Here is a 15924-nt window from a genome sequence, read left to right as displayed (position 1 = left end):
AACTCTCTGCGGCGTCATGGCCGGGCTTGACCCGGTCTGGAATATCTTACTCCGTCATTCCGGGGCGATGCGAAGCATCGAACCCGGATTCTCGAGATTCCGGGTTCGGTCCTGTGGACCGCCCCGGAATGACGGCCGTGCGTTCAAGCCCGGCCATGACGAGATCAGTCGCATGATGCCACCCGTTTTCCGATTTGCCCCCAGCCCGAATGGCCATCTGCATCTCGGCCACGCTTATTCGGCGCTGCTCAATTTCGACCGCGCCCGCGAAGCCGGCGGAGCGCTGTTGCTGCGGATCGAGGATATCGATGCCACGCGATGCCGGCCGGAATTTGAGGCCGCGATCTACGAGGACCTCGCCTGGCTCGGGATTGACTGGGAAACGCCGGTGCGGCGGCAGTCGGAGCATCTCGCCGACTATCGTGCCGCGTTGGAAAAGCTCTCCGCGCTCGGTCTCGTTTATCCTGCGTTCGAAAGCCGCGCCGAGATTGCCAGGCTGGTTGCTGCGTGCAAGGCCGATGGGCCATGGCCGCGCGATCCCGACGGAGCTCCGCTCTATCCGGGCGAAGCGAAATCGCTGCCTGCCAGCGAGCGATCGCGTCTGATCGTTTCAGGTGCGCCCTACGCGTTGCGGCTCGACATGGCGGTCGCCCGCCAGCGGGTCGCCGGCCTGACCTGGAATGAGTTGGGCGAGGGGCCCGATGGCGAGCGTGGCACGGTCGCCGCGCGGCCCGAGGCGTGGGGGGACGTCATCCTGGCTCGCAAGGAGACTCCAACCAGCTATCATCTGTCCGTGGTGGTCGACGACGCGCTTCAAGGCGTGAGCGAGATCGTGCGCGGTCAGGACCTGTTTCACGCCACCTCGGTCCACCGCTTGCTCCAGGCTTTGCTCGACCTGCCCGAACCCGCCTACCGCCACCACGCCCTGATTCGAGGCGCCGACGGCCGGAAGCTGTCGAAATCGGACTGTTCGACCGGCCTGCGCGAGTTGCGCGCGGCTGGTGTCTCGCCCGCGGGTATCCGCAGGTCCGTAGGATTAGGCTAAGTTTCTCTGGGGGTTAGCCAAACACCGCCGTGACTCCGAGGGTTCCGCCGTGCCATGCTCGGCTTCGAGCCTGGGGTTCGAAGGGGATGCTTCGAAGGGGATTTATGGCGGCGAAAACGCGGACCACGCGAAAGTCCAGGCAGCCGCCTCGGAAGCGGTCCGGGGCGGTCGGCAAAGTGCAGAAGCGCAGCACCGGCGCCGTCGCGCCCGACGTGATCCAGGCGGCACTTGCGGCCTTTGCCCATGAGGTCCGCACACCCCTGACCGGCATTCTCGCGATCAGCGACCTGCTTTCGACCTCCGACCTCGGCGAGCGGGAGCGGCGCTGGGCCGACACCATCAAGGCCGGTGCCGAGCATCTGGCGAACCTTGCGACGCTGTTCGTCGATGCCGCCAAGACCGGCAAGGGTGCGGGCGGCGGCACGTTGCGGCAGGATTTGTTCGATCTGCGGGCGCTGGCCCGTAGCACCGGCGATTCGCTCGCCGGTCGCGCCGCCGCCAAGGGGCTCCAGGCCAAAGTCGAGATCTCCGACAAGCTCCCGGGCCTCGTGGTCGGCGATCCCGTCCGCCTCCGTGCCGCGCTCGAAAACCTGATCGACAATGCAGTCAAATTCACCGAGCGGGGCGGCGTGGCGATCTCGGCTGCGCCCTGGCGCCCCGCCAAGGGCAAGGCTGGCGGCAAGGGCAAAGAGAAGGACAAGCGCCGGGTCGGTGTTGCCTTCTCGATTTCCGACAGCGGCATCGGTCTGACCATGGCCGAGATCAAGCGGCTGTTCCGTCCGTTCACCCAGGCCAATGTCACCATCGCCTCGCGGTTCGGCGGCGCCGGGCTCGGTCTGTCCTCGGTGAAGCAACTGGCGCGGGCGATGGGCGGCGACATCACGGTTGCGCCGCGGCGCGGCGGCGGCGCAACCTTCATGCTGACAGTCACGCTCGATGCGGCGGGGCCGGCGAAGTCGCGCAAGGCCGACGGCGACAAGGCGAATGGGCTGGCGGCGCTGCGGGTGCTCAGCGTCGAGGACAATCCATTCGGCCGCGTCGTGCTCAACACGATACTGACCGAGCTCGGCCATCATGCCGAGTTCATCGGACGCGGCGAGGATGCGGTGAACCGGCTCGCGCAAGGCGGGTTCGATGCCGTGCTGATGGACATGGTCTTGCCGGGGATCGACGGTGTCGAGGCGATCCGGCGGATTCGTAAGATGCAGACGCCGCTGGCTCAGATCCCGATCATCGGCGTGTCGGGCCGTGGCGAGGACGAGGCAGCGTCGCGCGAGGCCGGCGCCGACGCATTCCTGGTCAAGCCTGTGTCCCCGCGGGCTTTAGCGACTGCGCTGCTTGAAGCGACACGCCGTGAGGAAGCCGTGACTTGATGATCGCGGCGTTGAGTTCGCCGCCGTAAACGAAGATCGCGGCGATGAAGTACAGAAACACCAGCGCGATGATCACCGAGGCCAGCCCCGCATACATCGTCACGTAATTATTGGCGAAGCGGGCCAGATATTGCCCGAACACGACGCCCGAGATCAGGGACGCCACCATCGTGAAGACGATGCCGGGCAGGATTTGCACGAAGCTGCGCCGCCCTGCCGGCAGCCAGGCGTGCAGGATGAACAGCGCCACCACCAGCGCGGCGATGGTGATGCCGTAGCGCAGCCAGGTGAGGATGCTTTCGTTGGATTCGACGAACAGCGGAATGTGGCGCCGCGCAGCTTCGATGAGCAGCGGGCCGAGCACGATCAGGAACGCCATGGCGAGCGCGGTGAAGGCCGCGACCAACGTGTAGCCGATCGACTCCAGCCGCAGCCAGTACCAGCGCCGCATCTCCACCACCGCGTAGGCGCGGTTGAGCGCGACCCGGAGCGCCTCGACGCCGTTCGAGGCGAAATAGACCGATAGCACCGCGCCGATGGTCAGCACGCCGGAGCGGGTGGTGGTCAGCACGTCGTGCACCTCGCCCGAGATGGAATCGGAGACCTGCTTGGGCCAGACCTCGAGCATCAGGCTGGCGGCCTGGTCGGCGAGCTCCTTGGAGCCAAAGAAGCCGGCGAGCGAGGTCAGCACGATCAGGAAAGGGAACAGCGCCATCAGCGTCGACAGCGCGATATGGCTCGAGATCGCCCAGCCGTCGTCGGCCAGGAACGTGTAGAACGCGTCCTCCACGACGACGTAGATGGTGCGGATCGCTTTCACGGCTTGCTCCAGAGCAACGCTGCTCTCTCTTCGCTCGCGGCCCGAATTCGCCTCGCCCCGCTTGCGGGGAGAGGCCGACGCGCGGAACGCGCGGCGGGTGAGGGGGACTCACCGCAGGGGCCGAGAGAGGGAGACTCGCGGAGGCTCCCCTTCACCCGAAATCCGCGTTGCGCACGTATTCCGGCCTCTCCCCGCAAGCAGGGAGAGGCGAACCGGACGGGCCGCATGCGCAAATCGGAAATCATGCCGCTAGCTTCTGACATTATCGGCCTGAAAGCCAGATTGGGAACGCCATGGCGGAGCGCCGCACACGGTGTTATCACCCCCAAATGGCATCTCTCCTGAGTACTTTCATCTTGCCGGTGGCAGCCGGCGCCGTGGCGTTGGTGCTGCTGCTCGGCCTCGTCAACATGATGCGTGGCGGCTCGCCCAACACCTCGCAGAAATTGATGCGCTGGCGCGTGCTGCTTCAGTTCATCGCGATTGTCATCGCCATGATCGCGGTCTGGGCGATGGGGCGGTAGGGCATGATCCGGACCCGAAGAACCGCGTTCGCGCAAAGTGTGAAGCGGTTTTCCGACAAGATCATGCCCTGAGAACAAGGAGACTTTCATGGTCGTGCTCAACCGCATCTACACGAAGACCGGTGACGACGGCACGACAGCGCTCGGGACCGGGGAGCGCCGTCCGAAATATGATTTGCGCATCGCGGCCTATGGCACGGTCGATGAGACCAATGCCGCGATCGGCGTGGTGCGCCTGCACACGAAGGAAGCGCCGGAGCTCGATGCGATGCTCGGCCGCATCCAGAACGATCTGTTCGATCTCGGTGCCGATCTTGCGGTGCCCGAGCGCGAGGGTAAGGCGGAACGGCTGCGGGTGGTGGCGAGCCAGGTCGAGCGGCTCGAGCACGACATCGACGCACTCAACGACAAGCTCGCGCCGCTGACGTCCTTCGTGCTGCCGGGCGGTACGCCGGCCGCCGCCTACCTCCATGTTGCCCGCACGATTTGCCGCAGGGCGGAACGCGTGATGGTGGAACTGGCGGCCCAGCCCGGAGAGCCGGTCGGCGCAGCTGGCATCCAATATATGAATCGCCTGTCGGACTTCCTGTTCGTGGCCAGCCGCGCTGCTAACCATAACGGCGTCGGCGATGTGCTCTGGGTTCCGGGCCAGAATCGCTGACCCATTGAGGTCGGCATTTCAGGGGGCTAAAATTAGGGTCTTTCGCGCGTTGACCGGGCCGGATCAGGCCTTTAGGTTCCGCGCCAGTTGAATAACCCCCCTCCCAAATTGAGTGAAAGAGGATCGATGAAGGTCTTAGTGCCGGTAAAGCGGGTGGTCGATTACAACGTCAAGGTCCGCGTCAAGGGCGATGGATCGGGCGTTGAACTCGCCAACGTCAAGATGTCGATGAACCCGTTCGACGAAATCGCGGTCGAGGAAGCGCTGCGTCTGAAGGAAGCCGGCAAGGCGACCGAAGTCGTGGTGGTCTCCATTGGACCGGCGCAGGCGTCGGAGACGATTCGCACGGGTCTTGCCATGGGCGCCGATCGCGGCATCCTGGTGAAGGCCGAGGGCACCGTCGAGCCGCTCGCGGTCGCCAAGATCCTGAAGAAGGTTGCGGACGAAGAGCAGCCGGGCCTGATCATTCTCGGCAAGCAGGCGATCGATGACGACAGCAATCAGACCGGCCAGATGCTGGCTGCGCTGCTGGGCTGGTCGCAGGCGACCTTTGCCTCGAAGCTCGAAGTCGAAGGTTCTGACTTCAAGGTGACTCGCGAAGTCGACGGCGGCCTGCAGACCGTGAAGCTCAAGGGACCGGCGATCGTCACCACCGACCTGCGTCTCAACGAGCCGCGCTACGCCTCGCTGCCCAACATCATGAAGGCCAAGAAGAAGCCGATCGCGGAGAAGACCGTCGCTGATTACGGCGTCGACGTCGCTGCGCGCCTCGAAGTTCTCAAGACGACTGAACCGGCAGGCCGCAAGGCGGGCGTCAAGGTCAAGGACGTCGCCGAGCTGGTGTCCAAACTCAAGAACGAAGCCGGGGTGCTCTGATGACGACGCTTCTGATTGCCGAACACGACAATGCGTCGTTGAAGGATGCAACCAACAAGGCCCTGACCGCGGCCGCAGCGCTCGGCGCCGACGTCGAGGTGCTGGTGGCGGGCCAGAACGCCAAAGCCGCTGCGGACGCCGCGGCCAAGCTTGCCGGCGTGAAGAAGGTGCTGCTCGCCGATGGCGAGACCTATGCGCACGATCTCGCCGAGCCGCTGGCCGCGCTGATCGTCTCGCTGGCCCCGTCCTATGACGCGATCGTCGCGCCTGCGACCTCGCGCTTCAAGAACGTGATGCCGCGCGTCGCCGCTCTGCTCGACGTGATGCAGGTCTCCGAGATCATCAAGGTCGTCGCCCCCGACACCTATGAGCGTCCGATCTACGCCGGCAACGCCATCCAGACGGTGAAGTCGAAGGACGCCAAGAAGGTCATCACCGTCCGTACCTCCACCTTCGCCGCAGCAGGCGAGGGCGGCAGCGCGCCGGTCGAGAACGTTGCGGCGGCGGCCGATCCGGGCCTGTCGACCTTCGTCGGCGAGGAAGTCGCCAAGAGCGACCGTCCCGAGCTGACCTCGGCCAAGATCATCGTTTCCGGTGGCCGTGCCATGCAGAGCCGCGAGAACTTTGCCAAGTATATCGAGCCGCTCGCCGACAAGCTCGGCGCCGGCGTCGGTGCCTCGCGCGCGGCGGTCGACGCCGGCTATGCGCCGAACGACTGGCAGGTCGGCCAGACCGGCAAGGTCGTGGCCCCCGAGCTCTATGTCGCGGTGGGCATTTCCGGCGCGATCCAGCATCTGGCCGGCATGAAGGACTCCAAGGTGATCGTCGCGATCAACAAGGATGAGGACGCGCCGATCTTCCAGGTTGCCGATTACGGCCTGGTCGCCGACCTCTACCAGGCGGTTCCGGATTTGACCGCCGAACTCGGCAAGCTCGGCAAGTAAAACGCGCTAAAAACACCGGCCGGAGGTATAAGCTCCGGCCGGTGTTTCATTTCTGAGGCGTTTTCTTTGGCGTGGGGCACGGCTTCGAAGCGATCCAATCTAGGTTTCGAGCCAGGATTCTGATCTAATCGAGGTTCTGATTAAATCGGCTCTCCCGGCTCAGGGGATTAGGCAGGGCGCGATATGCGCGCCGTTCCGGTGGATGACATTATGGCGGCAGTAATCAAGAAGGTCGGCGTGATCGGCGCGGGTCAGATGGGCAATGGCATTGCGCATGTGGCGGCCCTGGCCGGCTTCGACGTGGTGCTCAACGACATCTCAGCCGACCGCCTCAAGTCGGGCATGGCGACCATCAACGGCAATCTGGCGCGCCAGGTCTCCAAAAAGGGCGTGACCGAGGACGACAAGGCCAAGGCGCTCGCGCGCATCAAGCTCGCCGAGAAGCTCGACGACCTCGCCGACTGCGATCTCGTGATCGAGACCGCGGTCGAGAAGGAAGAGGTCAAGCGCAAGATCTTCCACGAGCTCTGCGCGGTGCTGAAGCCGGAGGCGATCGTCGCCTCCGATACGTCCTCGATCTCGATCACCCGCCTTGCCGCCGCCACCGACCGGCCCGAGCGTTTCATCGGCATTCACTTCATGAATCCGGTGCCGCTGATGGAGCTGGTGGAGCTGATCCGCGGCATCGCCACCGACGATTCGACCTTCGAGGCGTCCAAGGAATTCGTCGCCAAGCTCGGCAAGCAGGTCGCGGTCTCCGAGGACTTCCCGGCGTTCATCGTCAATCGCATCCTGCTGCCGATGATCAACGAGGCGATCTACACGCTGTATGAAGGCGTCGGCAACGTCGAGGCGATCGACGCGGCGATGAAGCTCGGCGCACACCATCCGATGGGCCCGCTCGAGCTTGCCGATTTCATCGGCCTCGATACCTGTCTGTCGATCATGCAGGTGCTGCATGAGGGCCTGGCCGACTCCAAGTACCGGCCGTGCCCGCTGCTGGTGAAATACGTCGAGGCCGGCTGGCTCGGCCGCAAGACCCAGCGCGGCTTCTACGACTATCGCGGCGCCAAGCCGGTTCCGACGCGATAAGGCGGCAGGGTCGCAGTCGTAGTAGGGGGGCAAAGGCGCAAAGCGCCGTGCCCACCATGTCTCAAATCATGCAATGGGTTTGGTGGTCACGCCTTCCCTTTGCCCGCCCTATGGCGCCTCGGCGCGTGGGGCGACCATGTGACAATTCATGTCGCGTTAACTCATCCGCCCTAGGCTGCCGCCGGTAAGAGGGTTTGCGTATGGACATGATGGCGATGGTCAGCACCATGCTGGCCTCTCAGCAGGGCGCGCTGCAGTCGAATATCGCGGCGACCTTGACGAAGCAGAACATGGACATGGAGAAATCCACCGTCCTGACCCTGATGGGCGCCGGCCAGCCCTCCCTTGCCAATGTCGGCCCAGGCGTCGGCGGCAACCTCAACGTCACCGCCTGAACTCCCTTAAAGGGACGCCGCGGCCGGTCCCAGCGCGGCGCGGAGCAGCTTGAGCGCGTCGTCGCTTGCCCATTCCGCCGGCCCCGCGATCGTCGCGATCTCGCAGCCCTGCGGGTCGACCAGCACCGAGGTCGGCATGCCCAGCGCCCGGCCTATTGCCTTAAGGTCCTGGAAAACCTTGGCTTTCTGGTCGGTGAAATAGCCGAGCCTGGTTAGATTGGCGTCTTTCAGGAAGCTCTTCGGCTTCTCGGGGTCGCGGGTGTCGATATTGATCGCCACCACCTCGAAATTCGGGCCCGACAGCTTGGTCTGGAGCTGGTCCAGCGCCGGCATCTCTTTTCGACACGGCACGCACCAGGTGGCCCAGAGGTTGACCAGCACCGTCTTGCCCCGGAAATCCGACAGCTTCCTCGGCTTGCCGTCGGCGTCCTCGAAGGCCAAATCCGGCAGCTTCAGGGGCGCGCTTGCCATGGTCAGCGCCGCGACCTCGCCGTGGGCGAGCGGGGCGATCTTCTGGGCCGTGGCCACCGCCGCCCGGCAGGCCGGATCGCCTGATGGGCCCCGGCTCAGGCCCAGCCCGTAGAGCGCAGCGAACCCGGCCAGCCCGCCGATCACCACGGTGGCGATGACGATGGGGATCCGGCGCGTGGCGGAAGGCTTCTGGTCGAGCATATCGTTTGTCATCCGGTCGCAGATATGGCTATCAGGGGCCTCTTAATACGGCTGGCCTTCGCCAGCAAACATGCGGCAAAGCAAGGCGTGAGCAGGGGATCATGAGCAACAAGATGTGGGGCGGCCGGTTCTCGGAACGTCCCGATGAGATCATGGAAGAGATCAACGTCTCCATCGACGTCGATCGTCACCTCTTTGCCCAGGACATTGCCGCGTCCAAGGCCCACGCCGCGATGCTTGCCGCGAACGGCATCATCACGGCCTCTGATGCGAAAAATATCGGCAAGGGTCTAGACACGATTTTGTCAGAGATCGGCAAGGGCGGCTTCGAGTTCAAGCGCGCGCTCGAGGACATCCACATGAATGTCGAGAGCCGCCTGTCGGAGCTGATTGGTCCCGCCGCCGGCCGCCTGCACACCGCGCGCTCGCGCAACGACCAGGTCGCGACCGACTTCCGTCTCTATGTCCGCGACATCGTCGACGAGACCGACATGGCACTCGCCGCGTTCCAGCGGGCGCTGGTGGAACGCGCGCTGGAGCACGCCGGGACAGTGATGCCCGGCTTCACGCATCTGCAGACCGCGCAGCCCGTGACCTTCGGCCACCATCTGCTTGCCTATGTCGAGATGGCCGCGCGCGATCGCGGCCGTTTCCAGGATGCGCGCAAGCGGCTCAATGAATCCCCGCTCGGCGCGGCCGCGCTCGCCGGCACCTCGTTCCCGATCGACCGCCACGCCACCGCGAAGGCGCTGGCCTTCGATCGTCCGATGGCGAATTCGCTGGACGCAGTCTCCGACCGTGACTTCGTGCTGGAGACGCTGTCGGCCGCCTCGATCTGTGCCGTGCACATGTCGCGTTTTGCCGAGGAGATCGTGATCTGGACCTCGCCGCTGGTCGGCCTCATCCGCCTCAGCGACAAGTTCACCACGGGCTCCTCGATCATGCCACAGAAGCGCAATCCGGACGCCGCTGAGCTCGTGCGCGCCAAGACTGGCCGCGTGATCGGTGCGCTCAACGGTCTCCTGATCGTGATGAAGGGTCTGCCGCTCGCCTATCAAAAGGACATGCAGGAGGACAAGCAGGGCGCCATGGAGGGCTTTGCCGCGCTGTCGCTGGCGATCCGCGCCATGACCGGCATGGTCCGCGACCTCGTGCCCGACGAGGCCAAGATGAAGGCCGCCGCCGGCGAGGGCTATGCCACCGCGACCGATCTCGCCGACTGGCTGGTGCGGACGCTGAAGATGCCTTTCCGCGAGGCCCACCACGTCACAGGCCGCATCGTCGCCAAGGCGGCCGAGGGCGGCGTGGCGCTGCACGAGCTGCCGCTAAAGGAGATGCAGGCGATCGAGCCCAAGATCACCAAGGATGTGCTCGGCGTGCTCTCGGTCGAATCGTCGGTGAAGAGCCGCACCAGCTTCGGCGGCACCGCGCCGAAGAACGTGACGTCGCAGGCCAAGGCCTGGGCGAAGCGGCTGGAAAAAGAGCGAAAATTGGGCTGAAGGCAAAATTTCGCTTATGTTTCATGGTCATCCGGCTCTCGCCAGAGCGCGCCAATCTCTGTATGGTGCGCCCCGCGTAGTGGGGATTTCGTCGTGACGTCAAAGTTTCGCCCGGCCGGGTCGGGGTGGGCCATCATTGTCTTGAGCGTGAGCGCGCTTGCGCTCGCCGGCTGCGGCCGCAAGGGGCCGCTCGACCTGCCGCCGACGGCCTCCGGCGCGTCCACGGCCAACATCGCCGCACCGACCGACACCGAGACCGAAGCCCAGAAGGCGCCGAGCGTGTTCAATCCGACCTACGGCGCGGAAGCCGCGCCGGCGGCGACCAAGGGCAGAAAAAAACCGTTTATTCTCGACCCGCTCCTGGACGAAAAGCCCAGCCGCTAAGGCTGGGGCAACTGAGCCAACGCCATGAACCATTTCGACTATCGCAACGGCGTGCTGCACGCCGAGGCGGTGAACCTGTCCGAGCTGGCCGCAACCGTCGGCACGCCGTTCTATTGCTATTCGACCGCAACGCTGGAGCGGCACTATCGCGTCTTCGCCGATGCCTTTGCCGGCGAGAAGGTGCTGGTCTGTTACGCCATGAAGGCGAACTCCAACCAGTCGGTGCTGCGCACGCTGGCGAAGCTGGGGGCCGGGGCTGACGTCGTTTCCGGTGGTGAACTGAAGCGCGCGCTCGCGGCCGGCATCCCCAGCAGCAAGATCGTGTTCTCCGGCGTGGGCAAGACCGAGACCGAGCTGCGCGCCGCGCTCGCCGCCGACATTCTCTGTCTCAACGTCGAATCCGAGCCCGAGCTCGAGCTGCTGTCGCGCCTTGCGACCGAGATGGGCAAGACCGCGCGTATCTCCATCCGCGTCAATCCGGACGTCGACGCCGGTACGCACGCCAAGATTTCGACCGGCAAGTCCGAGAACAAGTTCGGCATCCCGATCGTTCACGCCCGCGAAGTTTACGCCCGCGCGGCGAAGCTGCCGGGGATCGAGGTCACCGGCACCGACGTGCATATCGGCAGCCAGATCACCGATCTCTCCAAGATGGAGACGGCGTTCCGCATCCTCTCCGATTTCGTGCAGACCCTGCGCTCCGACGGCCACAACATTTCGCATGTCGATTTCGGCGGCGGGCTCGGCATTCCCTATTACATGGATCGCGAGGCGCCGCCGGCGCCGGATGCCTATGCCGCCATGGTCAAGCGCGTTAGCCACAATCTCGGCTGCACGCTGATGTTCGAGCCTGGCCGCATGATCGTCGGCAATGCCGGCATCCTCGTCGCCAAGGTGATCTACGTGAAGCACGGCGACGGCAAGAACTTTGTCATCATCGACGCCGCCATGAACGACCTCATTCGCCCGACGCTGTATGAGGCGCATCACGACATCCTGCCGGTGATGCAACCGGCCAAGGGCGCGGCCATGATCATGGCCGATGTCGTCGGCCCGGTCTGCGAGACCGGCGACTACCTCGCATTGGACCGTGCGCTGCCGACGCCGAAGCCGGGTGATCTCATCGCCGTCATGACGTCAGGTGCCTATGGCGCCGTGCAGGCCGGCACCTACAACACGCGGCCGCTGGTGCCGGAGGTGCTGGTGAAGGGCGATCAATACGCGGTGGTGCGCCCGCGCATCGAGGTCGAGCAGCTCATCGCAATGGATACGCCAGCGCCGTGGCTGTGAGCCGTTGAGGAGCGGTACAACCGCGCCTCATCCTCGCTGTCGTCCCGGCCTTCGCCGAGACGACGGCAGAGCATGTAGTGCTACTTCCCCGCCAAACCGCCCTTCGCTCCGCCCACGATGACACCCGCCTTCTTCTCGATCGGCTTGATCGCCGCGGTGAAATCGGACTCGGCGCCTTCCGCAGCTATCACGGTCTCCCACAGCCGCCCGACCGCATCCGCGACCTCCATCGACAGGCCGAGCTGCTTCATCTCCTCCAGCGCCAGGCGCACGTCCTTCACCATCAATCCGGTGGCGAAGCCGAAGTCGAACGTCCGCGGCAGCACCGAGCGCGGAAACTTGTCGCGGCTCGCGGTGTTCATGCCGGAGCCTGAATTGATGACGTCGATCATCACGGCGGGATCGAGCCCGGCCTTCACGCCCATCACCACCGCTTCCGATGTCGCCACGATGGCGGTGGCCGAGAGGAAATTGTTGGCGAGCTTCATGGTCTGCGCAGCGCCGGGCTTCTCGCCGATGAAGAACACCTTTCCGATCACGTCGAGCGCGCCCTTCAGCAGCTCGAATTCCGCCTTCGGCCCTGACACCATCACCGCCAGCGTGCCCTTCTCGGCGCCGCCGACGCCGCCGGAGACGGGGCAGTCGATCTGCACGATGTTGCGTTTCGCCAGCAGGCCGTGAATCCTCGAAGCCATCGCCGAGCCGACGGTGGAGAGGTCGATGAAGCGTTTTGCACGGCTTCCCTCGATCACGCCGTTTGCGCCCGTCGCGACGTCGAGCGAGGCCTGCAGCGACGGCAGGCTCGCCATCACGGTCTCGACCTTGTCGGCAACGTCCTTCGGCGACGTCGCAGCGCTCGCGCCCCGCGCGACCAGCCTGTCGACGACCTCCTTGCGGGTGTCGAACACGACGAGCTTGTGGCCGGCCTCGATCAGCCGCCGCGCCACCGGGAAACCCATGTTTCCGAGGCCGATGAATCCGATGTCCATGGTGTTTCCTTGTTTCTTGTCTTCGTTGTTGTCGAACCGCGCGCGCCCTCTCTCGTTGTCGTCCTGGCGAAAGCCAGGACGACGATGAGGAGGGACGTGGCGTCCCTCACTTCCTCACCCTCATTCCAATGCTGGCGCCCTCACGCCTTCCCGTCGATCTCCGCGAACACCTCGCGCGCGATGCGGAAACTGTCGACCGCGGCGGGCATGCCGCCATAGATCGCGACCTGCATCAGGATCTCGCGGATCTCGTCGCGGCTGACGCCGTTGGTGAGCGCGCCCTTCAGATGGGCGCGAAACTCGTGCTGGCGGTTGAGGATCGCGATCATCGCGATGTTGAGCATGCTGCGGGTCTTGCGCGGCAGCTCCTCGCGGCCCCACACCGTGCCCCAGCAATATTCATTGAGCATCTCCTGGAACGGACGGTTGAAATCGTCGACGTTCTTCAGCGCGTTGTTGACATAGGCCTCACCCAGTACCGCTTTGCGGACCTCCAGGCCCTTGTCGTGCATCTTCTTGTCCATGACGTTTCCTCTATTTCCCTGGCGTTTCCTTGGGATGGCGGCGCGGAAATTACGGGGTTGAGCTGGGCCAGTCACGTCCTCGTGTTATGCGGGAAAAGGGGTATCTCCCGTACGGGAACGGATGCCTCAGTGCTGCCGTTGTGGTACGCTTCTCTACCGGGCAACCTGGAGAGTTGATTGAACGGCGTCACCCCCGACCCGTCAGACCCGATCCGCGATGGCGACGCTCTGTCGCGGTTGAAGCTGGCGCAGGCCCTCGAGCGGTCCACCTATGCCATCGCGTGGGAGCGTGCCTGGCCCGCTCTGGCGCGCGTTCTTACCGTTGTCGGCCTGTTTCTGGCGGTGTCCTGGGCCGGTCTCTGGCTTGCGCTGCCCTTTGTTGCGCGTGCCATTGGCCTCGTCGTTTTCGCAGGGCTTGCCGCTGGCGCCCTGTTCCCCCTGATTCGCTTTCGCTGGCCGCGCCGCGAGGAGGCGCTCGCCCGGCTCGATCGCGGCTCGGGCATCCGCCACCGGCCAGCGACGACGCTGACGGACACGCTGAGTTCGCAGGATCCGATCGCGCAGGCGCTCTGGCAGGCGCAGCGCGAGCGCACGTTGGCCTCGCTCAAGCGCATCCGCGCCGGCTTGCCGCACCCGCGCCTCGCTCTCCACGACCCCTGGGCGCTGCGTGCGCTGGTCATGGTGATGCTGGTTGCGACCTTCTTCGCCGCCGGCGACGAGCGCGCGATGCGGCTCGGCGCGGCGTTCGACTGGAACGGCGTGCTGACGCCCACCAATATCCGCGTCGACGCCTGGGTCACGCCGCCGCTCTACACCGGCAAGCCGCCCGTGATCCTGTCGGCCGCGAACAAGGAGGCCGCAGCGCTTCCGGCCTCCGGACCGCTCGGCGTTCCCGCCGGGTCGACGCTGATCGTGCGCTCCTCCGGTGGCAGCCTGGATGTCGTCGTGTCCGGCGGCCTCAAGGAAGTCGCGCCGGCTGAGGCCACGCCCAAGGGCACCAACGAGAAGCATTTCACCATTACCGGCGACGGCACCGCGCATGTCCGCGCGCCCTCGGGCCAGCCGCAATGGGCCTTCGCTGCGACGCCGGACCGTCCGCCGACGATCGCGCTCGCCAAGGATCCGGAGCGCCAGGCGCGCGGTGCGCTCCAGCTCGTCTACAAGATCGAGGACGATTACGGCGTCACCGGCGCCGAGGCGCAGGTCGCCACGCGTTCCGCCGATGCGGGTAAGGACGGCGACGGCAAGACCGCGGCGCGGCCGCTGTTCCAGCCGCCGCAGTTTCCGCTGGTGTTGCCCAATGCGCGCACCCGTAACGGCGTCGGCCAGACGGTGAAGGATCTCAGCGAGGATCCCTATGCCGGTGCCGATGTCACGCTGACCCTCACCGCCAAGGACGAAGCCGGCAACGAGGCCGGAAGCGAACCTTTCAATATGCGCCTGCCCGAGCGGCTGTTCACCAAGCCGCTTGCGCGTGCGCTGATCGAGCAGCGCCGCATCCTCGCGCTCGACGCCAATAAGAATTCCGACGTCTACACCGCGCTCGATGCGCTGATGATTGCGCCCGAGCTGTTCACGCAGGAGGCAGGGCAGTATCTCGGCCTCTACAACGTCGCGCGCCAGCTCGAGGCGGCGCGCACCGACGATGCGTTGCGTGAGGTCGTGGCAAGCCTGTGGGCGCTCGCGGTGACGATCGAGGACGGCAACATCTCCGACGTCGAGAAGGCGTTGCGCGCGGCGCAGGATGCACTGAAGCAGGCGCTGGAACGCGGCGCCAGCGACGAGGAGATCAAGAAGCTCACGCAGGATCTGCGGGCGGCGCTCGACAATTTCATGCGCCAGCTCGCCGAGCAGTTCCGCAACAACAAGGATGCTCAGCAGCTCGCGCGTCCCCTCGATCCCAACACCAAGTTCCTGCGCCAGCAGGACCTTCAGAACATGATCGACCGTATGGAGCGCCTGTCGCGCTCCGGCGACAAGGAAGCGGCCAAGCAGCTGCTCGATCAGCTCCAGCAGATGCTGGAGGGCCTTCAGATGGCGCAGCCGGGACAGTCCGGCGAGAGCGACATGGAGCAGGCGCTGAACGAGCTCGGCGACATGATCCGCAAGCAGCAGCAATTGCGCGACAAGACCTACAAGCAGGGCCAGGATTCCCGGCGCGATCGCATGCGCGGCAAGCAGCAGCCGGGCGACCAGTCGATGTCGGATCTTCAGCAGGACCAGCAGGCGCTGCGCGACCGCTTGAAGAAGCTCCAGGACGAGATGGCCAAGCGCGGTCTCTCGCCGAAGGGGCAGAAAGGCCAGCAGGGACAGAAGGGCCAGCAGGGTCAGCAAGGCGACCAGGGGCAGGATGGCGATCAGGACGCCGACCAGGGCGACGATGATGGCGGGCTCGATTCCGCCGACAGCGCCATGGGTGATGCGGGCTCGAAGCTTGGCGACGGCAACGCCGACGGTGCGGTGGACTCGCAAGGCAAGGCGCTGGATGCCATGCGCAAGGGCGCGCAGAAGATGGCCGAGGCGATGCAGCAGGGCGATGGCGACGGCCAGGGTGACGGCCCCGGCAATCGCGCCGGCCGCCAGCAGAGCGGCGGCAACCAGACCGACCCGCTCGGCCGGCCTCTTCGTCGCGGCAGTATCGATGACGATTACACGGTCAAGATCCCCGGCGAGATCGACGTGCAGCGCGTCCGCCGCATCCTCGAAGAACTCCGCCGCCGCCTCGGCGACCCCTCGCGCCCGCAGATCGAGCTCGATTATATCGAGCGGCTGCTGAAGGATTTTTGAGGCCCGGCTCTCTCCCAGTGTCGTCCCGGCCTGCGCCAGGACGACACCG

The 15924-nt window shown here is 65.4% G+C and carries 16 protein-coding genes; 12 read left to right on the top strand and 4 right to left on the bottom strand.

The window, feature by feature from the left end:
- The first annotated feature begins 175 nt into the window (after positions 1 to 175).
- Together gluQRS and ACWAT4_RS36500 are read left to right on the top strand one after the other, a co-directional pair.
- Entirely contained in the window at positions 176 to 1045 is an 870-nt protein-coding gene (gene gluQRS / locus ACWAT4_RS36505) for a tRNA glutamyl-Q(34) synthetase GluQRS (RefSeq protein ID WP_449731310.1), read from the top strand.
- Positions 1046 to 1149: 104 nt separating this feature from the next.
- Entirely contained in the window at positions 1150 to 2418 is a 1269-nt protein-coding gene (locus tag ACWAT4_RS36500) for an ATP-binding protein (RefSeq protein ID WP_212426119.1), read from the top strand.
- Here the strand turns inward: ACWAT4_RS36500 and ACWAT4_RS36495 are convergent.
- Positions 2345 to 3238 carry a YihY/virulence factor BrkB family protein gene (locus tag ACWAT4_RS36495; protein ID WP_212297333.1) on the bottom strand — a complete coding sequence of 298 codons (894 nt, stop codon included), beginning with the start codon at positions 3236 to 3238 and terminating at the stop codon, positions 2345 to 2347. The genes ACWAT4_RS36500 and ACWAT4_RS36495 overlap by 74 nt on opposite strands.
- Positions 3239 to 3567: 329 nt before the next feature.
- Between ACWAT4_RS36495 and ACWAT4_RS36490 the strand changes: the two genes are divergently transcribed.
- The 6 genes from ACWAT4_RS36490 to ACWAT4_RS36465 all read left to right on the top strand — a co-directional run bounded on the left by ACWAT4_RS36490 (position 3568) and on the right by ACWAT4_RS36465 (position 7730).
- Entirely contained in the window at positions 3568 to 3762 is a 195-nt protein-coding gene (locus ACWAT4_RS36490; protein ID WP_212297332.1) for a twin transmembrane helix small protein, read from the top strand.
- Between the two features lie 88 nt (positions 3763 to 3850).
- Complete coding sequence (locus tag ACWAT4_RS36485) at positions 3851 to 4423, top strand: cob(I)yrinic acid a,c-diamide adenosyltransferase (protein WP_449729323.1); 573 nt, start codon at positions 3851 to 3853, stop codon at positions 4421 to 4423.
- A 126-nt stretch (positions 4424 to 4549) separates the two neighbouring features.
- A complete protein-coding gene (locus ACWAT4_RS36480) occupies positions 4550 to 5299 on the top strand; it encodes an electron transfer flavoprotein subunit beta/FixA family protein (RefSeq protein WP_018646529.1) in 750 nt (249 codons plus the stop codon).
- Entirely contained in the window at positions 5299 to 6243 is a 945-nt protein-coding gene (locus tag ACWAT4_RS36475; RefSeq protein ID WP_212426121.1) for an electron transfer flavoprotein subunit alpha/FixB family protein, read from the top strand. Before ACWAT4_RS36480 ends, ACWAT4_RS36475 begins: the two co-directional genes overlap by 1 nt.
- Before the next feature lie 210 nt (positions 6244 to 6453).
- Positions 6454 to 7335 (top strand): 3-hydroxybutyryl-CoA dehydrogenase, encoded by an 882-nt coding sequence (locus ACWAT4_RS36470; protein WP_212297329.1) that lies wholly within the window; start codon positions 6454 to 6456, stop codon positions 7333 to 7335.
- A 200-nt stretch (positions 7336 to 7535) separates the two neighbouring features.
- The gene (locus ACWAT4_RS36465; protein WP_212297328.1) at positions 7536 to 7730 is read left to right on the top strand and encodes a hypothetical protein; all 195 of its coding nucleotides are present in this window, start codon (positions 7536 to 7538) and stop codon (positions 7728 to 7730) included.
- Positions 7731 to 7736: 6 nt separating this feature from the next.
- Here the strand turns inward: ACWAT4_RS36465 and tlpA are convergent, their stop codons facing one another.
- Positions 7737 to 8402, bottom strand: coding sequence for a thiol:disulfide interchange protein TlpA (tlpA, locus tag ACWAT4_RS36460; protein ID WP_212297327.1), 666 nt, complete (start codon positions 8400 to 8402; stop codon positions 7737 to 7739).
- Between the two features lie 101 nt (positions 8403 to 8503).
- On the opposite strand from tlpA, the gene argH reads away from it, so the two are divergent.
- The 3 genes from argH (at position 8504) to lysA (ending at position 11575) form a co-directional block, all read left to right on the top strand.
- Complete coding sequence (gene argH, locus ACWAT4_RS36455) at positions 8504 to 9901, top strand: argininosuccinate lyase (protein WP_212426122.1); 1398 nt, start codon at positions 8504 to 8506, stop codon at positions 9899 to 9901.
- A gap of 93 nt (positions 9902 to 9994) precedes the next feature.
- Positions 9995 to 10285: an LPS translocon maturation chaperone LptM gene (gene lptM, locus ACWAT4_RS36450; protein ID WP_212297325.1), complete on the top strand. Its 291-nt coding sequence runs from the start codon at positions 9995 to 9997 to the stop codon at positions 10283 to 10285.
- Between the two features lie 24 nt (positions 10286 to 10309).
- The gene (lysA, locus tag ACWAT4_RS36445) at positions 10310 to 11575 is read left to right on the top strand and encodes a diaminopimelate decarboxylase (RefSeq protein ID WP_212297324.1); all 1266 of its coding nucleotides are present in this window, start codon (positions 10310 to 10312) and stop codon (positions 11573 to 11575) included.
- Between the two features lie 80 nt (positions 11576 to 11655).
- Here the strand turns inward: lysA and ACWAT4_RS36440 are convergent, their stop codons facing one another.
- Together ACWAT4_RS36440 and ACWAT4_RS36435 are read right to left on the bottom strand one after the other, a co-directional pair.
- Complete coding sequence (locus ACWAT4_RS36440; RefSeq protein ID WP_449729322.1) at positions 11656 to 12564, bottom strand: NAD(P)-dependent oxidoreductase; 909 nt, start codon at positions 12562 to 12564, stop codon at positions 11656 to 11658.
- A 140-nt stretch (positions 12565 to 12704) separates the two neighbouring features.
- Positions 12705 to 13088: a carboxymuconolactone decarboxylase family protein gene (locus tag ACWAT4_RS36435; protein WP_014491654.1), complete on the bottom strand. Its 384-nt coding sequence runs from the start codon at positions 13086 to 13088 to the stop codon at positions 12705 to 12707.
- Positions 13089 to 13265: 177 nt separating this feature from the next.
- Here ACWAT4_RS36435 and ACWAT4_RS36430 point away from each other — a divergent pair, with 177 nt between their 5' ends.
- Positions 13266 to 15875 (top strand): TIGR02302 family protein, encoded by a 2610-nt coding sequence (locus ACWAT4_RS36430; protein ID WP_449729321.1) that lies wholly within the window; start codon positions 13266 to 13268, stop codon positions 15873 to 15875.
- The last annotated feature ends 49 nt before the right edge of the window (positions 15876 to 15924 follow it).

The sequence above is a fragment of the Bradyrhizobium sp. T-1 genome, assembly GCF_053592855.1.
The sequence above is the reverse complement of the archived record's forward strand: the minus strand, read 5'-3'. Positions and strand labels throughout refer to the sequence as shown.

Coding starts and splice junctions, on each gene's coding strand:
- ACWAT4_RS36485 (WP_449729323.1), top strand. CDS start 3,851: ATGGTCGTGCTCAACCGCATCTACACGAAGACCGGTGACGACGGCACG.
- argH (WP_212426122.1), top strand. CDS start 8,504: ATGAGCAACAAGATGTGGGGCGGCCGGTTCTCGGAACGTCCCGATGAG.
- ACWAT4_RS36475 (WP_212426121.1), top strand. CDS start 5,299: ATGACGACGCTTCTGATTGCCGAACACGACAATGCGTCGTTGAAGGAT.
- ACWAT4_RS36470 (WP_212297329.1), top strand. CDS start 6,454: ATGGCGGCAGTAATCAAGAAGGTCGGCGTGATCGGCGCGGGTCAGATG.
- lysA (WP_212297324.1), top strand. CDS start 10,310: ATGAACCATTTCGACTATCGCAACGGCGTGCTGCACGCCGAGGCGGTG.
- ACWAT4_RS36500 (WP_212426119.1), top strand. CDS start 1,150: ATGGCGGCGAAAACGCGGACCACGCGAAAGTCCAGGCAGCCGCCTCGG.
- ACWAT4_RS36490 (WP_212297332.1), top strand. CDS start 3,568: ATGGCATCTCTCCTGAGTACTTTCATCTTGCCGGTGGCAGCCGGCGCC.
- ACWAT4_RS36465 (WP_212297328.1), top strand. CDS start 7,536: ATGGACATGATGGCGATGGTCAGCACCATGCTGGCCTCTCAGCAGGGC.
- ACWAT4_RS36440 (WP_449729322.1), bottom strand. CDS start 12,564: ATGGACATCGGATTCATCGGCCTCGGAAACATGGGTTTCCCGGTGGCG.
- gluQRS (WP_449731310.1), top strand. CDS start 176: ATGCCACCCGTTTTCCGATTTGCCCCCAGCCCGAATGGCCATCTGCAT.
- ACWAT4_RS36435 (WP_014491654.1), bottom strand. CDS start 13,088: ATGGACAAGAAGATGCACGACAAGGGCCTGGAGGTCCGCAAAGCGGTA.
- ACWAT4_RS36480 (WP_018646529.1), top strand. CDS start 4,550: ATGAAGGTCTTAGTGCCGGTAAAGCGGGTGGTCGATTACAACGTCAAG.
- tlpA (WP_212297327.1), bottom strand. CDS start 8,402: ATGCTCGACCAGAAGCCTTCCGCCACGCGCCGGATCCCCATCGTCATC.